Here is a 17889-nt window from a genome sequence, read left to right as displayed (position 1 = left end):
CGTTTCCCAGACCTTCTATCCGAACACTCCCCCCACCGGCCTTCGGCCGCCTCCCCCACGGGGGGAGGACCTAGTGGGCGTCCGCCAGGGAGCCGGCCAATGACCAAGCGCAGCGCCCCCGGCCCCCTGGAATACCTCCGCCGCTGGCAGATGCAGGCCTGGCTGGCCGCCGTGGGAATCTTCCTCTATGCGCCGCTGATCGCCCTGATGGCGTTCAGCTTCAACGACAGCCGGCGCAACATCGTCTGGAAGGGCTTCACGCTCAAATATTACGACAAGGCGTTCCACGACTCCTCGCTGATCGAGGCCTTCGCCAACAGCTTGACCATCGCGGCCCTGTGCACGGTGCTGAGCGTCGCGCTCGGCGCCATGGTCGCCCTGGTGCTGTGGCGGTTCCGCTTTCCGGGCAAGACGGTGCTGGACGGCGCCCTGGCCCTGCCGATCGTGGTGCCCGAGATCTGCATGGGCGTGGCCATGCTGGTGTTCTTCGCCAAGGTCATGCCCTGGCCCGTCGGCCTGCCCTGGCCGCTGAACCTGGGGGCCATCACCATCGCCCACGTGTCGTTCTCGTTCCCGTTCGTGGCGGTGGTGGTCCGCGCCCGCATGGCCAGCTTCAACCGTGAGATGGAGGAGGCCGCCCGCGACCTGGGGGCCGGCGAATGGCGCACGATCTGGGACGTGATCCTGCCGCACATGGCCCCCTCGCTGGTGGCTGGCGCTCTGCTGGCCTTCACGCTCAGCCTGGACGACTTCGTCATCACCTTCTTCACCGCCGGGCCGGACACGGTGACCTTCCCGGTGAAGGTCTATTCGATGGTGCGCTTCTCGGTGACGCCCGAGGTCAACGCGGCCTCGACCATCCTGATCGTGCTGACCGTGCTGCTGACGGCCGTGGCGCTGAAGATGCAGGGCGATCCGGCCGGCGTGGCGGGCGCGCATGGGGACGGGAAATGAGCGCCCTACAACATCACCAGGGGGAACCGAGGGTGACCAACCAACCCATCATCACCTTCGAGAACGTCACCAAGCGCTTCGGCAAGATGGTGGCCGTCGACAACGTCTCCCTCAGCATCCAGGAGGGCGAGTTCTTCTCGCTGCTGGGGCCGTCGGGCTGCGGCAAGACCACGCTGCTGCGGATGCTGGCCGGGTTCGAGACGCCGACCGAGGGCCGCATCCTGATCGACGGCCAGGACGTCAGCCTGGTGCCGCCCAACAAGCGGCCCGTGAACATGGTGTTCCAGTCCTACGCCGTGTTCCCACACATGAGCGTGGCCGACAATGTCGCCTATGGCCTGAAGGTCGACCGCGTCTCCAAGGCCGAGCGCGACCGGCGGGTGGAGGAGGCGCTGGACCTGGTCCAACTGCACGGCCTGGCCCAGCGCAAGCCCGACCAGCTGTCGGGCGGCCAACGGCAGCGCGTGGCCCTGGCCCGGGCCCTGGTCAAGCGCCCCCGCGTGCTGCTGCTGGACGAGCCCCTGTCGGCCCTGGACGCCAAGCTGCGCGACCAGATGCGCACCGAGCTGTGCACCCTGCAGGAGAAGGTCGGCATCACCTTCATCATGGTCACCCACGACCAGGACGAGGCCTTGGCCCTGGCGTCGCGCTGCGCGGTGATGAACCGCGGCGTGCTGCAGCAGGTGGCCGGGCCCAGCGACCTCTACGAGTTCCCCAACAGCCGGTTCGTGGCCGACTTCATCGGCAGCGTGAACCTGTTCGAGGGCGTGCTGGCCGTCGACGAGCCCAGCCACGCGGTGGTGAAATCGCCGGACCTGGACTGCGACATCTTCCTGGACCACGGCGTCACCGGCGCGCGCGGCGGAACGGTCTGGGCGGCCCTGCGGCCCGAGAAGATCGAACTGCACAAGCGCCCCGACGGCGCCCCGCCGCCGAACATGGGCGACTGCCCGCTGGGCCAGAACGCCGTGGCCGGAGTGATCAAGCACGAGGCCTATCTGGGCGGGCAAAGCGTCTACGAGGTCGAGATCAAGAGCGGCCGCCGGATCAAGGTGACGCGGCAGAACCTGACGCGCTGGGACCAGGAGGACTTCAAGCTGGGCGAGGCGGTCTGGCTGGGCTGGCACGCGTGTTCGCCGGCGGTGTTGTTGAGCTGATGACCGTGGCTCACTCCCTTGCCCCCACCTGGCGGCTTCGCGCTCCAAGGTCCTCCCCCTGTGGGGGAGGTGTCGCCCGCAGGGCGACGGAGGGGGGAGTGATCGGCAACTGGCCGGGCCCACGATCTTCGATCCGACAACTCCCCCCACCGATCGCTACGCGATCGCCTCCCCCACAGGGGGAGGGTCTGCGAGCCGTAGGGGGCAAGCCATGACCCGCCCCGTCGCCGGCGTCATCTGCTGCACCCGCACCGTCGGGATCGAATCCGCCCAGGCGGTGATGAACCGCTACGTCGCCAACGCCATGAAATACGCCGACGCCGCGGCCCTGCTGGTGCCGTCGATGCCCGAGCTGATGAAGGCCTCCGAAGTCGCCTCCCGCCTGGACGGCCTGATGCTGACCGGCAGCCCGTCCAACCTGGCCCCCGCCCTCTATGGCCAGGACGTCCCCGACGCCCCCGGCCCGTTCGACGCCGCGCGCGACACCATGACCGCCGACCTGATCCAGGCGATGCTTGACCTGGGCCGCCCAGTGTTCGGGGTGTGCCGAGGCTTCCAGGAGATCAACGTCGCGTTCGGCGGCACGCTGCGGCGCGACATGGCCCAGGCGGACGAACTGATCCCCCACCATGCGCCCGACGAAGTCGACTTCGTCGGCATGTTCGACCACGAGCACGCGGTCCGCCTGACCCCTGGCGGGGTGCTGGCGACGGCCTTCGACACCGAGACCGCCACCGTCAATTCCGTGCACTACCAGGGCGTCGACATGCTGGGCGAAGGCCTGCTGGTCGAGGCCCGCGCGCCCGACGGTGTGATCGAGGCGGTGTCGGCCAAGGTCAACGGCGCGCCGGTCCTGGCCGTCCAGTGGCATCCCGAATGGAAGACCGAGCGCAATCCGCAGAGCCAGGCGTTCTTCCAGGTGTTCGGCCGCGCGCTGCGGGGCGAGGGCCTGCGCCCTCCCGCCTAGCCCACCCCGTCTCCCCGGCGAAGGCCGGGGCCCAGGTGAAGCCCTGCCAAGGCTCAGGATGAAGCTGGGTCCCGGCCTTCGCCGGGAAAACGGACTGAAGAACACAACAAGAAACTAGACCGCCCCAGGAGTACCCCGATGACCGTCCCGATCCGCAACCACGACATCGCCGAGCTCAAGCGCCTGGACCTGGCCCACCACCTGCCGGCCCAGGCTGACCACAAGGTCATCGCCGAGCTCGGCGGCAGCCGGATCATCACCCGGGCCGACGGCGTCTACATCCATGACGGGGAAGGCCACCAGATCCTCGACGGCATGGCCGGCCTGTGGTGCGTCAATGTCGGCTATGGGCGTGAGGAACTGGCCAAGGCCGCTTACGACCAGATGCTCGAGCTGCCCTACTACAACACCTTCTTCAAGACCGCGACGCCGCCGCCCGTGAAGCTGGCCGCCAAGATCGCCGAGAAGATGGGCGGCCACCTGACCCACGTCTTCTACAATTCGTCGGGGTCGGAGGCCAACGACACGGTCTTCCGCCTGGCCCGTCACTACTGGAAGCTCAAGGGCCAGCCCCAGCGCACCGCCTTCATCAGCCGCTGGAACGCCTATCACGGCTCGACCGTCGCGGGCGTCTCGCTGGGCGGCATGAAGCACATGCATGCGCAGGGCGACCTGCCGATCGCCGGCGTGCACCACGTGATGCAGCCCTACGCCTTCGGCGACGGCTTCGGCGAGGACCCGGCCGCCTTCCGCGACCGCGCCGTGAAGGAGATCGAGGACAAGATCCTCGAGCTCGGTCCCGAGAACGTCGCCGCCTTCATCGGCGAGCCGGTGCAGGGCGCGGGTGGGGTGATCATCCCGCCGGACGGTTATTGGCCCGCCGTCGAGGCCCTGTGCCGCAAGTACGGGATCCTGCTGGTCTGCGACGAGGTGATCTGCGGCTTCGGACGCCTGGGCCAGTGGTTCGGCCACCAGCATTACGGGGTGAAGCCCGACATGATCGCCATGGCCAAGGGCCTGTCGTCCGGCTACCTGCCGATTTCGGCGGTGGGGGTGGCCGACCACATCGTCGCCGAGCTGCGCGAGAAGGGCGGCGACTTCATCCACGGCTTTACCTATTCGGGCCACCCGACGGCGGCGGCCGTGGCGTTGAAGAACATCGAGATCATGGAGCGCGAGGGCCTGGTCGAGCGCACCCGCGACGACACCGGGCCCTATCTGGCCAAGGCCCTGGCCACGCTGAACGACCACCCGCTGGTGGGCGAAACCCGGTCGCTCGGCCTGATCGGCGCGGTCGAGATCGTGCGCGAGAAGGGGACCAACCATCGTTTCCTCGACAAGGAAGGCGAGGCCGGCCCGATCGTCCGCGACCTGTGCATCGCCAATGGCCTGATGGTCCGCGCCATCCGCGACAGCATCGTCTGCTGCCCGCCCTTGATCATCACCCACGCCCAGATCGACGAACTGGTGGGGATCATCCGCAAGGCCCTGGACGAGGCCGAACCGGTGCTGCGGGCGCTGAAGCCGGAGGCGGCGGGATGAGCGCGGGCAGTCTCACGGGCGCACGGCGAGGATGATCGCCGATGCGCCCCCTCAGCACCTCAGCGAATAAGCTCGACCTCTACGCCGAGCTCTGCGGCCAAGTCTTTCCACGCTCTGTCGGCGGTCAGGGCCGTCGCGTTTGTGGCGCGGGCCAGGGCCAAGCAGAAACGGTCGCCCAGCGAAAGACCCGCCTTGCGCGTGATCGGCAGCATCAGACCCGCCTGGATCGCCAGGGCTTCGTCCGGCGCGACATAGACGATCGGCAAATCGGCCAGGGTTTCACGGATCGCTTCCGGCTCGACGTCTTCTCTGGCGAAGTAGCCGACGACCTCCGCCAGATTGACCGTGCACATCACAGCGTCGCGCAGCGCCTCATCCACGCGGTCCATGCCTGGTTCCCGCAGCAGCCGCGCCAGAAGCGCCGAGGCGTCGAGGACGACCGTCAATCCTCGGCCTCGGCCTCGCGCCGCCGTTCCGCGATAAAGTCATCGACCGATGCGCCGGGCTTGTCGCCCAGCAGCTTGCGAGCCAAGGCCGAGGCGCGGTCCATCACCTGCTTGATGCTGCGCACGTGCAGCTCGCCGTCGACGACCTCGATCACCACCGGGCCGCCATGTTCCAGGCCGGCCGCGGCGCGAATGTCGGCCGGGAAGGTCACCCCGCCGCTCTCGGACATGATCGCCTTGATCACCGTCATCTCGGATGAACCCGCGTCTGTGATGAGCGGTAATAATACCGGAAGTCCCGCGATCGAGCCATCCGCGAAACCTCCGCCCTAGCAACGCCCCAAGCCGTAGCCGTTCCGACGGTGTGATTGTCGCCAAAACCCAAGAGACTAGACTTCGAAAAGCGCGAGGAGCGCCCCATGAAGTACAAAGACAAGAAATCCAAACCCGCCCCCAAGACCACGCGCGGCGTGGCCTCCCTCGACGACGCCAAGGACTGGTTCGCGCGGCAGAACATCGAGGAGATCGAGTGCGTCGTGCCCGACCTGGCCGGCGTGGCGCGCGGCAAGATCATGCCGGTGCGCAAGTTCCTGGGCGCGCCGTCGATGAACCTGCCGCTGGCGGTGTTCTACCAGACCATCACCGGCGACTTCCCCGAGTTCGAGGGCGCGGTCAATTCGGTGCAGTCCGACACCGACATCTTCATGACCCCGGACCTGGCCACCCTGGCCGTGGTGCCCTGGGCCCAGGATCCGACCGCCCAGGTGATCCACGACGCCTTCCATCCCGACGGCCGCCCCGTCGAGGAGAGCCCGCGCCAGGTGCTGCGCCGGGTGGTGGCCCTCTATCGCGAGAAGGGCTGGGAGCCGATCGTCGCGCCGGAGATCGAGTTCTACCTGGTCGAGAAGAACACCGACCCCGACTATCCGCTCAAGCCCCCGATCGGACGCTCGGGCCGGCCCGAGACCGGCCGCCAGGGCTACTCCATCGCGGCGGTCAACGAGTTCGACGCCCTGTTCGAGGACATGTACGAATATTCCGAACGCCAGGGCCTGGAGATCGACACCCTGATCCACGAAAGCGGCGTGGCCCAGATGGAGATCAACCTGCGCCACGGCTCACCTCTCGAGCTGGCCGACCAGGTGTTCATGTTCAAGCGCACCATCCGCGAGGTGGCGCTGGAGCACGAGATCTACGCCACCTTCATGGCCAAGCCGATGGCGTCTGAACCCGGCAGCGCCATGCACATCCACCAGTCGATCCTGAACAGCGACGGCGAGAACCTGTTCTCGGACCCCAAGACCGGCGACGCCACCCCGATGTTCTACGCCTTCATCGCCGGCCAGCAGCGCTACCTGCCGGCGATCATGGCGATCCTGGCGCCGTACGTGAACTCCTACCGCCGGATCGCGCGAGACTCGGGCGCGCCGGTCAACACCCAGTGGGGCTACGACAACCGCACCTGCGGCCTGCGGGTGCCGCCGTCCGATCCCGCCAACCGCCGAGTCGAGAACCGTATTCCCTCGTCCGACGCCAATCCCTACCTGGCCATCGCCGCGGTGCTGGCGGCGGGCTATCTGGGCATGATCCACAACCTGTCGCCCTCGGCCCCGGTCGACACCGACGCCAACATCCGCGGCATCGAACTGCCGCGCAGCCTGCTGGAGTCGGTGGCCCTGTTCGAGGCGGCGACGCCGCTGATCGAGATCCTGGGCGGCACCTTCTGCGCGGCCTACGCGACGGTGAAACAGGCCGAGTACGAGACCTTCATGCGCACGATCAGCCCGTGGGAGCGGGAGTTCCTGTTGCTGAATGTGTGAGGTCGGTGCGGTGAACACTTGCCCCCTACGGATCGCTTCGCGATCGTCTTCCCCCGCAGGGGGAAGAGCGCCCGGCTCCGCCCCCTACGGGGGCGGACAGGCGGCGAAGCCGCCAGGTGGGGGCAAGTAGGTGTTCGCCAACACAGGCCACCCCGCCACGTCCTGGTATGCCCAGACGGCCACGCCGTTCCCGCAGCTCCCCGGGCTGCAACAGGCTGCCCGCGCCGACGTCTGCATCGTCGGCGCGGGCTACACCGGTCTCGGCGCGGCGCTCGAGCTGGCCCAGCGCGGCGTGTCGGTGGTCGTCCTCGAAGCCGCCCAGGTCGGCAGTGGCGGCAGTGGCCGCAACGGCGGCCAGGTCCACACGGGCCAGCGCAACGACCAGGCCTGGCTGGAGAAGACCGTCGGCCGCGACGACGCCCTGGCGCTGTGGGCGATGAGCCAGGACGCCCGCGCCCACCTGCTGGCCCTGATCGCCGCGCACGATATCGCCTGCGACTTCCGTCCCGGCATGATCCACGCCCGCCACAAGCGCGGCGGCGAGGCCGAGGACGCGGCCCATATCGAGTTCATGCAGCGCCGCTACGGCTACGACCAGCTGGCCCTGATCGCGCCCGACGTCCTGGCGCGCGAGTTGGGGACCGGCGTCTATCACGGCGGCCTGGTCGACCACGGCGGCGGCCACCTGCACCCGCTGAACCTGGCGCTAGGCATGGCGCGGGCGGCGATGGCGGCGGGGGCGGTGATCCACGAGCAGAGCCGCGCCATGGCCTGGCGGCGCGAGGGCGGGGCCATCGTGGTGGAGACCCCGAAAGGCCGCGTGACCTGCGACCAGCTGATCCTGACTGGCGACGGCTATCTGGACGACCTGGTCGGTGGAACGGCTCGGGCCCGGGTGATGCCGATCAACAACTTCATCCTGGCCACCGAGCCTCTGGGCGAGAGGGCCGACGCGATCATTCGCTCGAACGCGGCGGTGGCCGACAGCCGGTTCGTGATCAACTACTTCCGCAAGAGCCCCGACGGCCGGCTGATCTTCGGCGGTGGCGAGAACTATCGCCCGGGCTTCCCGCCGGACCTGAAGGGGTTCGTGAGGCGGCACATGCTGAAGATCTATCCGGACCTGGCCGACGTCGCCGTGACCCACGCCTGGGGCGGGACCCTGGGCATCACCGTCCACCGCGCGCCGTTCGTGCGCGAACTGGCGCCGGGGGTGCGGATCGCGGCGGGCTATTCGGGGCAGGGGGTGATGCTGGCGCCGTATTTCGGCAAGCTGCTGGCCGACGCGACGTTGGGCGAGGGGGAGGGCGTCGAGCGGTTGGCGAGACTGCCGACGCCGCCGTTCCCGGGGGGAAGGTCGCTGCGCTGGCCGCTGACGGTGGCGGGGCTCAGTTGGTATGCGCTGCGGGATCGGCTCTAGGCGCCGAGGCTCGCCTACTTGCCCCCACCTGGCGGCTTCGCCGCCTGTCCGCCCCCATAGGGGGCGGAGGCTTCGCGCTGAGGCCTCTTCCCCCTTCGGGGGAAGACGGTCGCGAAGCGACCCGTAGGGGGCAAGTGTTCGCGGGCAGGGCGCTGCAGATTGACATCCCCACCGCAGCGCCATCCCATCCTCCCATGACCACCACCACAGCCCCCTCCGGCAGCGTCGCCACCGCTCTGGCCCATGCCCAGCGCCTGCTGGGCGTCGACCCGCGGATGGCGGCCGAGCAGGCGGGGGCGATCCTGGAGGCCGTGCCGCGTCACGCCGAGGCGACCCTGATCCTGGCCACGGCCCTGCGGCTGGCGGGTGATCTCCAGCAGGCCCTGCGGACGATCGAGCCCCTGTCGCGAGCCTTTCCCCAGTCGCCGCCGGTCCAGTTGGAGCATGGCCGGATCCTGGCCGCCGCCGGCCAGACCCAAGCCGCCGTCGCCGCCTTCAAGCGGGCCGTCGCCGCCGAACCCGAGCTGGCCGAGGCCTGGCGCGGCTTGGCCGAGGCCCTGGAACTGACCGGCGACGAGGCCGAGGCCCAGGCCGCCCGGGCCCGCCAGATCAAGGCCGGCGCGCGCGACCCGCAGCTGATGGCCGCCGCCGTCGCCCTGGTCGACGAGAAGCCCGGCGAGGCCGAGAAGCTGCTGCGCGCAATGCTGGAGACCCGACCCGACGAGCCGGCGGCGATCCGCATGCTGGCCGAGGCCGTCGCCCGCCTGGGCCGCCAGGAAGAGGCGGAAGACCTGCTGCTGCGGTGTCTGGAGATCGCCCCCGGCTTCACCGCCGCGCGCCACAACCTGGCCACCGTGCTGTACCGGCTGGGCCGCTCGGAAGACGCCCTGGTCCAGCTGGAGCGCCTGCTGACCGAGGAGCCGCGCAACCCGTCCTATCTGAACCTCAAGGCCGCCGCCCTGGCGCGGATCGGCGAATACGCCCCGGCCATCGCGCTCTACGAGGAGGTGCTGGCCCGCTATCCCCAGCAGCCCAAAGGCTGGATGAGCTATGGCCATGCGCTGAAGACCGTCGGGCGCTCGGCCGACTGCGCGGCCGCCTACCGCAAGGCCGTCGACCAGGCCCCGTCGCTGGGCGAGGCCTGGTGGAGCCTGGCCAACATGAAGACCTACCGCTTCAGCGAGCCCGACCTGGCGGCGATGGAGGCCCAGCTGGCGCGCGACGACCTGTCCGAGGACGACCGCCTGCACCTGGACTACGCCCTGGGCAAGGCTCACGAGGACGCCGGCCGCTACGCCCGATCCTTTGAGCACTACGCCAAGGGCGCGGCCCTGCGGCGCGAGCAGATCCATTACGATCCGGGCGTGATGACCGAGCACGTGGCGCGCAGCAAGGCGACGCTGAGCGCCGACCTGTTCGCCGCGCGGGCGGGCCAGGGCTGCCCCGCGCCCGACCCGATCTTCATCTTGGGCCTGCCGCGCGCCGGCTCGACCCTGGTCGAGCAGATCCTGGCCAGCCATTCGGCGGTGGAGGGCACGATGGAGCTGCCCGACATCACTTCGATGGCCCGCCGGCTGAGCGGCGCCAAGAGCACGAAGGACGCCTCGGCCTATCCGGAGATTCTGGCCACTCTGGACGCCGACGCCCTGAAAGCGCTGGGCGAAGAGTTCCTCGAGCGCACGCGGGTGCAGCGCAAGACCGACCGGCCTTTGTTCATCGACAAGATGCCCAACAACTTCGCCCATATCGGCCTGATCGCCCTGATGCTGCCGAACGCCAAGATCATCGACGCCCGCCGCCACCCGCTGGGCTGCTGCTTCTCGGGCTTCAAGCAGCACTTCGCCCGGGGCCAGAACTTCAGCTATGGCCTGGAGGACATCGGCCGCTACTACGCCGACTACGTCGAGCTGATGGCCCACTTCGACGCGGTGCTGCCGGGCCGCGTGCACCGGGTGATCTACGAGGCGATGATCGAGGACCCGGAGGCGCAGATTCGCGCCCTGCTCGACTATTGCGGCCTGCCGTTCGAGGACGCCTGTCTGAACTTCCACGAAAACGACCGCGCCGTGCGCACCGCCAGCTCCGAACAGGTGCGCCGGCCGATCTTCAAGGACGCCGTCGAGCACTGGCAGAACTACGAATCGTGGCTCGATCCGCTGAAGACCGCCCTGGGGCCTGTCCTCGCCCACTATCCGGCCGCGCCTGGATTTTGATCACCCGGAATCCCTGACGTAGGGGCCGCCGACAGCCCAGGTGTCAAATTTACGTCACCTGGCGTGTTTTACAGTCGTTCAATAGTTTCTCGCTTGCCGGTCAAAAAAACCAGGACGAACCTCGTTCTCCTAAAGAGCGGGGAACGTCCAATGACGGCGATGAAGCGTAGCAACACGGGGCTGCTGACGGCGGCCCTCATGGCCTCGTCCATGCTGACGACGGTCGCGGCGCAGGCCCAGACGGCGCCGGCCGGCGCGGTGGCCCTGGACGAGGTGGTGGTCACCGCCCAGAAGCGGTCGGAAAACCTGCAGGACGTGCCGATCAGCATCCAGGCCCTGGGCACCAAGACCCTGGAAGAGCGCCACATCGCGGGCCTCAACGACTACATCAAGTTCCTGCCCAGCGTGTCGATCCAGACCACCTCGCCGGGCTTCTCCAGCGTGTTCATGCGCGGCATCGTCAGCGGCGACAACGCCAACCATTCGGGCCCGCTGCCGACGGTCGGCACCTATCTGGACGAGCAGCCGATCACCACGATCCAGGGCGCGCTGGACCTGCACATCTACGACATCGCCCGGGTCGAGGCCCTGGCCGGGCCGCAGGGCACGCTGTACGGCGCCAGCTCGCAGGCCGGCACGGTGCGGATCATCACCAACAAGCCCAGCACCGCCGGCTTCAGCGCCGGCTACGACCTGGAAGCCAACACCATCGCCCATGGTGACGCGGGCTATGTGGCCGAGGGCTTCGTCAACCAGCCGATCAGCGACAAGATCGCCGTGCGCCTGGTCGGCTGGGCCGAGCACGACGGCGGCTATATCGACAACGTGGCCAACAGCCTGACCTACCCGACCTCGGGCGCGACCCGCACCAACGCCAACCGGGTCAAGGACAACTACAACGACGTCGACACCTATGGCGGCCGCGCCGCCCTGCGCGTCGAGGTCGGCGACAACTGGATCATCACTCCCACCATCATGGGCCAGCAGGAGAAGGTGCACGGCCTGTTCTCCTACGACCCCTCGCTAGGCGACCTGAAGGTCGGCCACTTCTATCCGGAAGGCTCGAACGACAAGTGGGGCCAGGCGGCCCTGACCGTCGAGGGCAAGATCAGCAACCTCGACGTGGTCTATGCCGGCTCGTACCTGAAGCGCACGGTCGACAGCCAGTCGGACTACACCGACTACTCGTTCTTCTACGACACCCTGACCACCTACGGCGCCTACTGGACCGACGACGCCGGCAATCCGGTCGACCCGTCGCAGTACATCAAGGGCAAGGACTCCTATTCCAAGGTCAGCCACGAGATCCGCGTCTCGACCCCGCAGGAGAACCGCCTGCGCTTCGTGGGCGGGCTGTTCTACCAGCGCCAGACCCACGGCATCTTCCAGGACTACATCATCGACGCCCTGGGCGAGTCGCTGTCGGTGCCGGGCTATCCGCACACCATCTGGCTGACCCAGCAGAAGCGCGTCGACCGCGACCAGGCCGCGTTCGGCGAGCTGGCCTACGACATCACCGACAAGCTGACGATCACCGGCGGCATCCGCTTCTTCAAGGCGCACAACACCCTGAAGGGCTTCTTCGGCTATGGCGCGGGCTACAGCTCCAACACCGGCGAGGCCAAGTGCTTCACCGGGCCGGAGATCTCGGGCTCGCCCTGCACCAACCTGGACAAGGGCATCAAGGAAAAGGGCAACTCGCCCAAGGTGACGCTGACCTACAAGGTCACGCCGGACAAGCTGGTCTACGCCACCTATTCCGAGGGCTTCCGGCCCGGCGGCATCAACCGTCGCGGCACCATCCCGCCCTACGACGCCGACTATCTGAAGAACTACGAGGCGGGGTGGAAGACCTCGTGGGCCGACAATCGCCTGCGCTGGAACGGCGCGGTCTATCTGGAAAAGTGGCAGGACTTCCAGGTCGGCCTGCTGGGCGCCAACGGCCTGACCGAGATCCACAACGCCGGCTCGGCCGAGGTGAAGGGCGTCGAGACCGACATCAACTGGGCCATCGCCCAGGGTTGGACCCTGAACGCCTCGGGCGCCTACACCAGCGCCCACCTGACCGAGAACTTCTGCGAGGAACTGGTTGGCGGCGTCCAGGTCACCGACTGCGCCACGCCCGACGCGCCGGACGGTTCGGTGCTGCCGATCACGCCCAAGCTGAAGTTCAACCTGACCACGCGCTACGAGTGGAACATCGGCGACCTGCAGGCCCACGTGCAGGGCTCGGCGGTCTATCAGAGCGGCAGCTGGACCGACCTGCGCATCCAGGAGCGCGAGATCATCGGCCGCCAGAACGGCTACACGACCGCCGACTTCACCGCCGGGATCGCCCGCGATTCCTGGATGCTGGAGGCCTACGTCAAGAACGCCTTCGACAAGCGCGCCAGCCTCTATCGCTACGCCGAATGCATCGAGACCGTGTGCGGCTCGCATCCGTACATCGTGCCCAACCAGCCGCGGATCATGGGCCTGAAGTTCGGGCAGCGGTTCTGATCGAAAGTCCTTCTCCCCTTGCGGGAGAAGGTGTCGGCGAAGCCGACGGATGAGGGGTCGATAAACGCGTGCCGGTTGGCGTCCGGATTTCGGCGGACAGCACGGTGCGACCCCTCATCCGACCTCCTTCGGAGGCCACCTTCTACCGCAAGGGGAGAAGGATCTTCGACGATGGACGCACAGCCCTTCGCGTGAAAGCGTAACCGCATGACAGAGACCCGGCAGAAGGTCCCCAACCCCAAGATCACCGCCCCCAGGGCCCTGGGCTTCTGGATGTGCACGGCCCTGGTGGTCGGCAACATGATCGGCTCGGGGGTGTTCATGCTGCCCGCGTCCCTGGCCCCCTACGGCTGGAACGCGGTGTTCGGCTGGCTGCTGACCATCGCCGGCGCCCTGTGCCTGGCCTTCGTGTTCGCGGGCCTGGCGCGCGAATTCCCCAAGGCTGGCGGGCCCTACGCCTACACCCAGGAAGCCTTCGGGCCGCTGGTCGGGTTCATGGTGGCGTGGAGCTACTGGATCTCGCTGTGGGTCGGCAACGCCGCCATCGCCACCGGGGCGGTCAGCTATCTGTCGGTGATCTTCCCGGCCATCGCCAGGGTTCCGGGCCTGCACCTGCTGGTGACCCTGGGCTCGGTCTGGCTGCTGGTCGGGGTCAACATCGCCGGCGCGCGCCTGGCCGGCGGGGTGCAGGTGGTGACCACGGTGCTGAAGCTCTTGCCGCTGGTGGCGGTGGCGGGCCTGGCCTTCTGGGTGATCGGCCGCGACGGCGGCGCGACCCTGACTCCGTTCCATGCGTCCGACATCCATCCGGGCGGCGTCACCGCCGCCGGAGCCCTGACCCTGTGGGCGTTGCTGGGCCTGGAGTCGGCGACGGTGCCGGCCGGCAAGGTGGTCGACCCGGTCCGCACCATTCCCCGCGCCACCCTGGTGGGCACGGTGTTCACGGGCGTGATCTATCTGCTGGTCTGTTCGGCGGTGGTGCTGCTGATGCCCACCGACCGGCTGAAGGTCTCCAACGCCCCGCTGTCGGACTTCGTCGGTCTCTACTGGGGCGGCCACGCCGGCCAGGTCCTGGCTCTGTTCGCGGCGATCAGCGCCTTCGGAGCCCTGAACGGCTGGGTGCTGCTGCAGGGCGAGATGCCCTATGCCATGGCCAAGGGCGGGGTGTTTCCGGCGTTCCTGGGCAAGGAGTCGGCGCGCGGCGCGCCCGTTCGCGCCCACCTGCTGTCGGCTGGCTTCCTGACCGTCCTGGTGCTGATGAACTACGCCAAGTCGATGGCCGACCTGTTCACCTTCATCGCCCTCGTCGCCACCACGGCCTCGCTGTTCGCCTATCTGGCCTGCGCCCTGGCGGCGCTGAAGCTGCAGGCCTCCCGCCGCATCGCCCCGACCACGGCCCTGACCGTGATCGCCATCCTGGCGGGGCTCTATTCGGTGTGGACCCTGGTCGGCGCCGGCGGCCAGGCCGTGCTGCTGGGCCTGGGACTGCTGGCCATCGGCGCGCCGTTCTACTGGCTGACGCGGGGGCGTTCGACCAGCTCATGACACCCCAAAAGCCCGCTCATCCCGGCGAATGCCGGGACCCAGATAGAATGGCTTTGAGGCTGACGCCAAGGGCTCGGAGCTCTTCCAATCAGCCGCACCGCCATCGGATCTGGGTCCCGGCATTCGCCGGGATGAGCGGTTTAGAGAGAGATCGCGCATGACCTTCCGCACCGCCCTCATGGCCGCCGCCCTGGCGCTCACCGCGTTCGCCTCGCAGGCCGCCCCGCTCTACGTCCACGCCGGCAAGCTGGTCGACACCCTGCAGGGCAAGGTGCTGAGCGACCAGCTGATCAAGATCGACGGCGAGCGGGTGGTCTCGGTCACGCCCTGGACCGCGGCCCCCACCGACGGGCCGGTCCTGGACTGGTCCAAGCGCATGGTGCTGCCCGGCCTGATCGACATGCACACCCACCTGGTCGACCAGGAGCAGACCGAGAACATCGCCGAGCCCCTGCTGACCACGGCCGCCTACCAGTCGTTCATCGCCGCCGCCCACGCCCGCGTGACCCTGGAGGCAGGCTTCACCAGCGTGCGCGACGTCGGCACCTGGCGGGCGTTCGGCGACGTGGCCCTGCGCGACGCGATCAACGCCGGCCTGGTGCCCGGGCCCCGGATGTCGGTGGCCGGCGCCTACATCACCATCCCCGGCGGCGGCGGCGACATCACCGGCATCTCCGACGACGTGAAGCTGCCCGACGAGATGCGCGTGGGCGTGGTGCAGGACGCCGCCGACGCCCACCGCAAGGCCGCCAACATCCTGGCCCACCACGCCGACTTTCTGAAGCTGATCGCCACCGGCGCGGTCCTCACCGTCGGCACCGAGCCGGGCCAGCAGGAGCTGACCGAGGACGAGATGCGCGCCGCCATCGAGGAGGCCGCCAAGCGCGGGACCTACGCCACCGCCCACGCCCACGGGGCCGAGGGCATGAAGTCGGCCATGCGGGCCGGCGTGCGCTCGATCGAGCACGGCTCGCTGATGGACGACGAGGCCATCGCCATGATGAAGGCCAAGGGCGTGTTCCTGGTGGCCGACATCTATGACGGCGACTGGATCGACGAATACGGCAAGGCCCACGGCTGGCCGGCCGAGACCCTGCGCAAGAACTTCGACACCACCGAGGCCCAGCGCCAGGGCTTCCGCAAGGCGGTCAAGGCCGGGGTCAAGATCGCCTACGGCACTGACGCCGGGGTCTATCCGCACGGCCTCAATGCGCGCCAGATGAAATACATGGTCCGCTACGGCATGACCCCGATGCAGGCGGTCCAGTCGGCCACCACGGTCGCCGCTGAGCTGATGCGCAAGACCGACGTCGGGGCGATCGCCCCCGGCCGCTACGCCGACCTGATCGCCGTCGACGGCGACGCCATGGCCGACATTACCCTGCTGGAGCACGTCAGCGCGGTGATGAAGGGCGGGGTGGTGGTCAAATAACCCTCTCCCGGAGGGGAGAGGGAGGGGCCCGCCGCGCAGCGGTGGGAGGGTGAGGGGTGACGGCGCTAGACGGCGTGCCGGCTGGGTCTGCCATCTTGAAACAACGAGAGTCTAGCTCCGCAGCGCCATGACGATGACGCTCAGGAGTATGAACGCACACCACGCGCCATTACCGAGCCAGCATCTCGTCAAGGCTTGCGACAGTTCAGGATCGTTCAGTCGATAGGGCGCGCGGCTCAGGAAGAACCGTGTCCGGGCTTCGCGCGCGGCGAAGGAATAGCCCTGCATGGACCGCCAGACATCGGGATGCCGCTGGGCCAGAAGCGTCTCCACGCTGCTGCTGAGAAAGAGCATCGTGCCGACGATGGCGAGATTGGCCAGGAGGAAGGCCAGGAATAGCAGGGCGTTGGTCAGGCTCATGGCGTCAGCTTAGGCGAACCTTGGCTTGGAAGGGAGAGGCGTGCCGGCACGCCGGTCGACGGCGTAACCCCTCATCCTCCCATGCCTGACGGCGCGGGTCCCTCCTTCTCCCTCTGAGAGAAGGTGTATTCAGCGCAACCTACAACTTAAGCGTCTGGTTAACCTTTGAGGCGCACCGTCCGTACCATGATCACTCGGATCCTCATCGCCACCGGTCGTCTGGTCGTCTCGTTCGGGGCGGCCCTGCCGCTGGGCGATCGGTTGCTGGACGCGCGCTACAGCGACGACGAGGGCGAGCATCTGATGTGGGGGCTGGGCGCCTATGCCGGCCTGATCCTGGGGGCGATATCGCTCTTCGCCTGGCGACACTGAGACACGCCGAATCCTTGCGCCGTAAGCGATTTTAACGGCCAAGCTGCCCCAATCCTGCCCGCTGATTCACCAAAGGTCCCCTTGGCGCGGCTCCTGCAGTGTGCAATGCAACAAGATGTTGCTGTGCAGCATTGATACAGCTGTCATGCCGCCGCTGTAAGCCTGATGCTTGAGTGAACCGAGGAGTGAACCCCATGGCCGACGAACACACCTACTTCGTTCGACCCGTCTCCGGCGTCTGGCACGTGACCTGGAACGACACGCTGGACCTGATCGGCTCCTATCCCTGCCAGCCCGAAGCGGTCGGCGTGGCCGAAATGCTGGCCCGCCACATGCGCACCCAGGGCAAGACCGCCCGGGTCTCGGTGTCCGAGCCGGAAACCCGCCGCGCCAGCTGGGGCCGCACCAGCCTCGGCGCCCAGGCGGCGGCTTAAGTTTTTAAGACCCTCTCCCATCGGGAGAGGGGTTTAGGAAAGATACCCCGCCGCCAGCCGCTCGGCGATCGCGCCGGCCTCGGCCGGGGTGAACACCGTGGCGTCCAGGCACAGCTCCAGCCACAGTCCATCCACCACGGCCGTCAGGCCGATCGCCGCCAGCCGCGCGTCGACCTTCGGGTCGCAGGCCGCCAGCAGCTCCTCCAGCCGCGCGCGGTAGCCGGCATAGGTTCGGCGGTGGATGGCGGCGATGGCCGGGTCCACCTTCACCAGGCTCCAAAAGGCTAGCCAGGTGGCCAGCAGCCGCGGGTCCTGGACCGGCGGGGCGAAGTTGGCGATTAGGTAGGCCGATAGCCGCGCGCGGGGCTCGGATCCGGCCGCCTCGACCGCCGCCTCCAGCGCCGCGTCGATCAGCGCCCCGGTCGCCTCGTAGGCCGCCGCGATCAGGGCGTCGACCCCGTCGAAATAGTGCCGCAGCAGCCCGGCGCTGACCCCGGCCTCGGCGCAGATCGTCCGCACCGACGCTCCGGCCACCCCCTTGTCGGCCAGCACCCGCATGGCCGCCTCGATCAGGGCGGTGCGGCGGACATCGGCGGCTTCGCGGGTGAAGGGGGCGCGGGTGCTCATGATTTACGCCTACGAGCATCCCAAACGGTTGTCATCCCGGA

General features: G+C 68.3%; 16 protein-coding genes and 1 pseudogene. 13 read left to right on the top strand and 4 right to left on the bottom strand.

The window, feature by feature from the left end:
- Positions 1 to 99 precede the first annotated feature (99 nt).
- The 4 genes from G3M62_RS19590 to G3M62_RS19575 all read left to right on the top strand — a co-directional run bounded on the left by G3M62_RS19590 (position 100) and on the right by G3M62_RS19575 (position 4620).
- The gene (locus G3M62_RS19590; protein ID WP_165190063.1) at positions 100 to 954 is read left to right on the top strand and encodes an ABC transporter permease; all 855 of its coding nucleotides are present in this window, start codon (positions 100 to 102) and stop codon (positions 952 to 954) included.
- Positions 951 to 2111, top strand: a complete 1161-nt coding sequence (locus tag G3M62_RS19585; protein ID WP_165190061.1) for an ABC transporter ATP-binding protein — start codon at positions 951 to 953, stop codon at positions 2109 to 2111. Before G3M62_RS19590 ends, G3M62_RS19585 begins: the two co-directional genes overlap by 4 nt.
- A 211-nt stretch (positions 2112 to 2322) precedes the next feature.
- Positions 2323 to 3078, top strand: a complete 756-nt coding sequence (locus G3M62_RS19580) for a gamma-glutamyl-gamma-aminobutyrate hydrolase family protein (protein WP_165190059.1) — start codon at positions 2323 to 2325, stop codon at positions 3076 to 3078.
- A gap of 138 nt (positions 3079 to 3216) precedes the next feature.
- Positions 3217 to 4620 (top strand): aspartate aminotransferase family protein, encoded by a 1404-nt coding sequence (locus G3M62_RS19575; RefSeq protein WP_165190057.1) that lies wholly within the window; start codon positions 3217 to 3219, stop codon positions 4618 to 4620.
- 59 nt (positions 4621 to 4679) lie between these two features.
- Here the strand turns inward: G3M62_RS19575 and G3M62_RS19570 are convergent, their stop codons facing one another.
- On the bottom strand, positions 4680 to 5066 hold the full coding sequence (locus G3M62_RS19570) for a type II toxin-antitoxin system VapC family toxin (protein WP_165190055.1): 387 nt from the start codon (positions 5064 to 5066) through the stop codon (positions 4680 to 4682).
- Entirely contained in the window at positions 5063 to 5311 is a 249-nt protein-coding gene (locus G3M62_RS19565) for an AbrB/MazE/SpoVT family DNA-binding domain-containing protein (protein ID WP_205691907.1), read from the bottom strand. Before G3M62_RS19565 ends, G3M62_RS19570 begins: the two co-directional genes overlap by 4 nt.
- A gap of 174 nt (positions 5312 to 5485) precedes the next feature.
- Here G3M62_RS19565 and G3M62_RS19560 point away from each other — a divergent pair, with 174 nt between their 5' ends.
- From G3M62_RS19560 to G3M62_RS26610, 7 genes and pseudogenes are all read left to right on the top strand, one after another.
- Complete coding sequence (locus G3M62_RS19560; RefSeq protein ID WP_165190053.1) at positions 5486 to 6886, top strand: glutamine synthetase family protein; 1401 nt, start codon at positions 5486 to 5488, stop codon at positions 6884 to 6886.
- A gap of 130 nt (positions 6887 to 7016) precedes the next feature.
- Positions 7017 to 8306 (top strand): NAD(P)/FAD-dependent oxidoreductase, encoded by a 1290-nt coding sequence (locus G3M62_RS19555; protein ID WP_165190051.1) that lies wholly within the window; start codon positions 7017 to 7019, stop codon positions 8304 to 8306.
- A gap of 194 nt (positions 8307 to 8500) precedes the next feature.
- A complete protein-coding gene (locus G3M62_RS19550) occupies positions 8501 to 10519 on the top strand; it encodes a tetratricopeptide repeat-containing sulfotransferase family protein (protein ID WP_165190049.1) in 2019 nt (672 codons plus the stop codon).
- 159 nt (positions 10520 to 10678) lie between these two features.
- Positions 10679 to 13018, top strand: a complete 2340-nt coding sequence (locus G3M62_RS19545; protein ID WP_425483796.1) for a TonB-dependent receptor — start codon at positions 10679 to 10681, stop codon at positions 13016 to 13018.
- Between the two features lie 207 nt (positions 13019 to 13225).
- The gene (locus G3M62_RS19540) at positions 13226 to 14563 is read left to right on the top strand and encodes an amino acid permease (RefSeq protein WP_165190045.1); all 1338 of its coding nucleotides are present in this window, start codon (positions 13226 to 13228) and stop codon (positions 14561 to 14563) included.
- Positions 14564 to 14720: 157 nt separating this feature from the next.
- Entirely contained in the window at positions 14721 to 15995 is a 1275-nt protein-coding gene (locus G3M62_RS19535) for a Xaa-Pro dipeptidase (RefSeq protein ID WP_165190043.1), read from the top strand.
- Positions 15994 to 16077, top strand: a pseudogene (locus G3M62_RS26610) (hypothetical protein); the annotation flags it as partial. The gene G3M62_RS19535 and the pseudogene G3M62_RS26610, both read left to right, overlap by 2 nt.
- 29 nt (positions 16078 to 16106) lie before the next feature.
- Here the strand turns inward: G3M62_RS26610 and G3M62_RS19530 are convergent.
- Positions 16107 to 16415 (bottom strand): hypothetical protein, encoded by a 309-nt coding sequence (locus G3M62_RS19530; RefSeq protein ID WP_165190041.1) that lies wholly within the window; start codon positions 16413 to 16415, stop codon positions 16107 to 16109.
- A gap of 186 nt (positions 16416 to 16601) precedes the next feature.
- Between G3M62_RS19530 and G3M62_RS19525 the strand changes: the two genes are divergently transcribed.
- Together G3M62_RS19525 and G3M62_RS19520 are read left to right on the top strand one after the other, a co-directional pair.
- Positions 16602 to 16787, top strand: coding sequence for a hypothetical protein (locus G3M62_RS19525; protein ID WP_165190040.1), 186 nt, complete (start codon positions 16602 to 16604; stop codon positions 16785 to 16787).
- Positions 16788 to 16981: 194 nt separating this feature from the next.
- The gene (locus tag G3M62_RS19520; protein WP_165190039.1) at positions 16982 to 17221 is read left to right on the top strand and encodes a hypothetical protein; all 240 of its coding nucleotides are present in this window, start codon (positions 16982 to 16984) and stop codon (positions 17219 to 17221) included.
- 33 nt (positions 17222 to 17254) lie between these two features.
- On the opposite strand, the gene G3M62_RS19515 is transcribed toward G3M62_RS19520, so the two are convergent.
- Positions 17255 to 17848 (bottom strand): TetR family transcriptional regulator C-terminal domain-containing protein, encoded by a 594-nt coding sequence (locus tag G3M62_RS19515; protein ID WP_165190038.1) that lies wholly within the window; start codon positions 17846 to 17848, stop codon positions 17255 to 17257.
- Positions 17849 to 17889: the final 41 nt, after the last annotated feature.

This window comes from Caulobacter soli (genome assembly GCF_011045195.1).
GTDB classification, from domain to species: Bacteria; Pseudomonadota; Alphaproteobacteria; order Caulobacterales; family Caulobacteraceae; genus Caulobacter; species Caulobacter soli.
The sequence above is the reverse complement of the archived record's forward strand: the minus strand, read 5'-3'. Positions and strand labels throughout refer to the sequence as shown.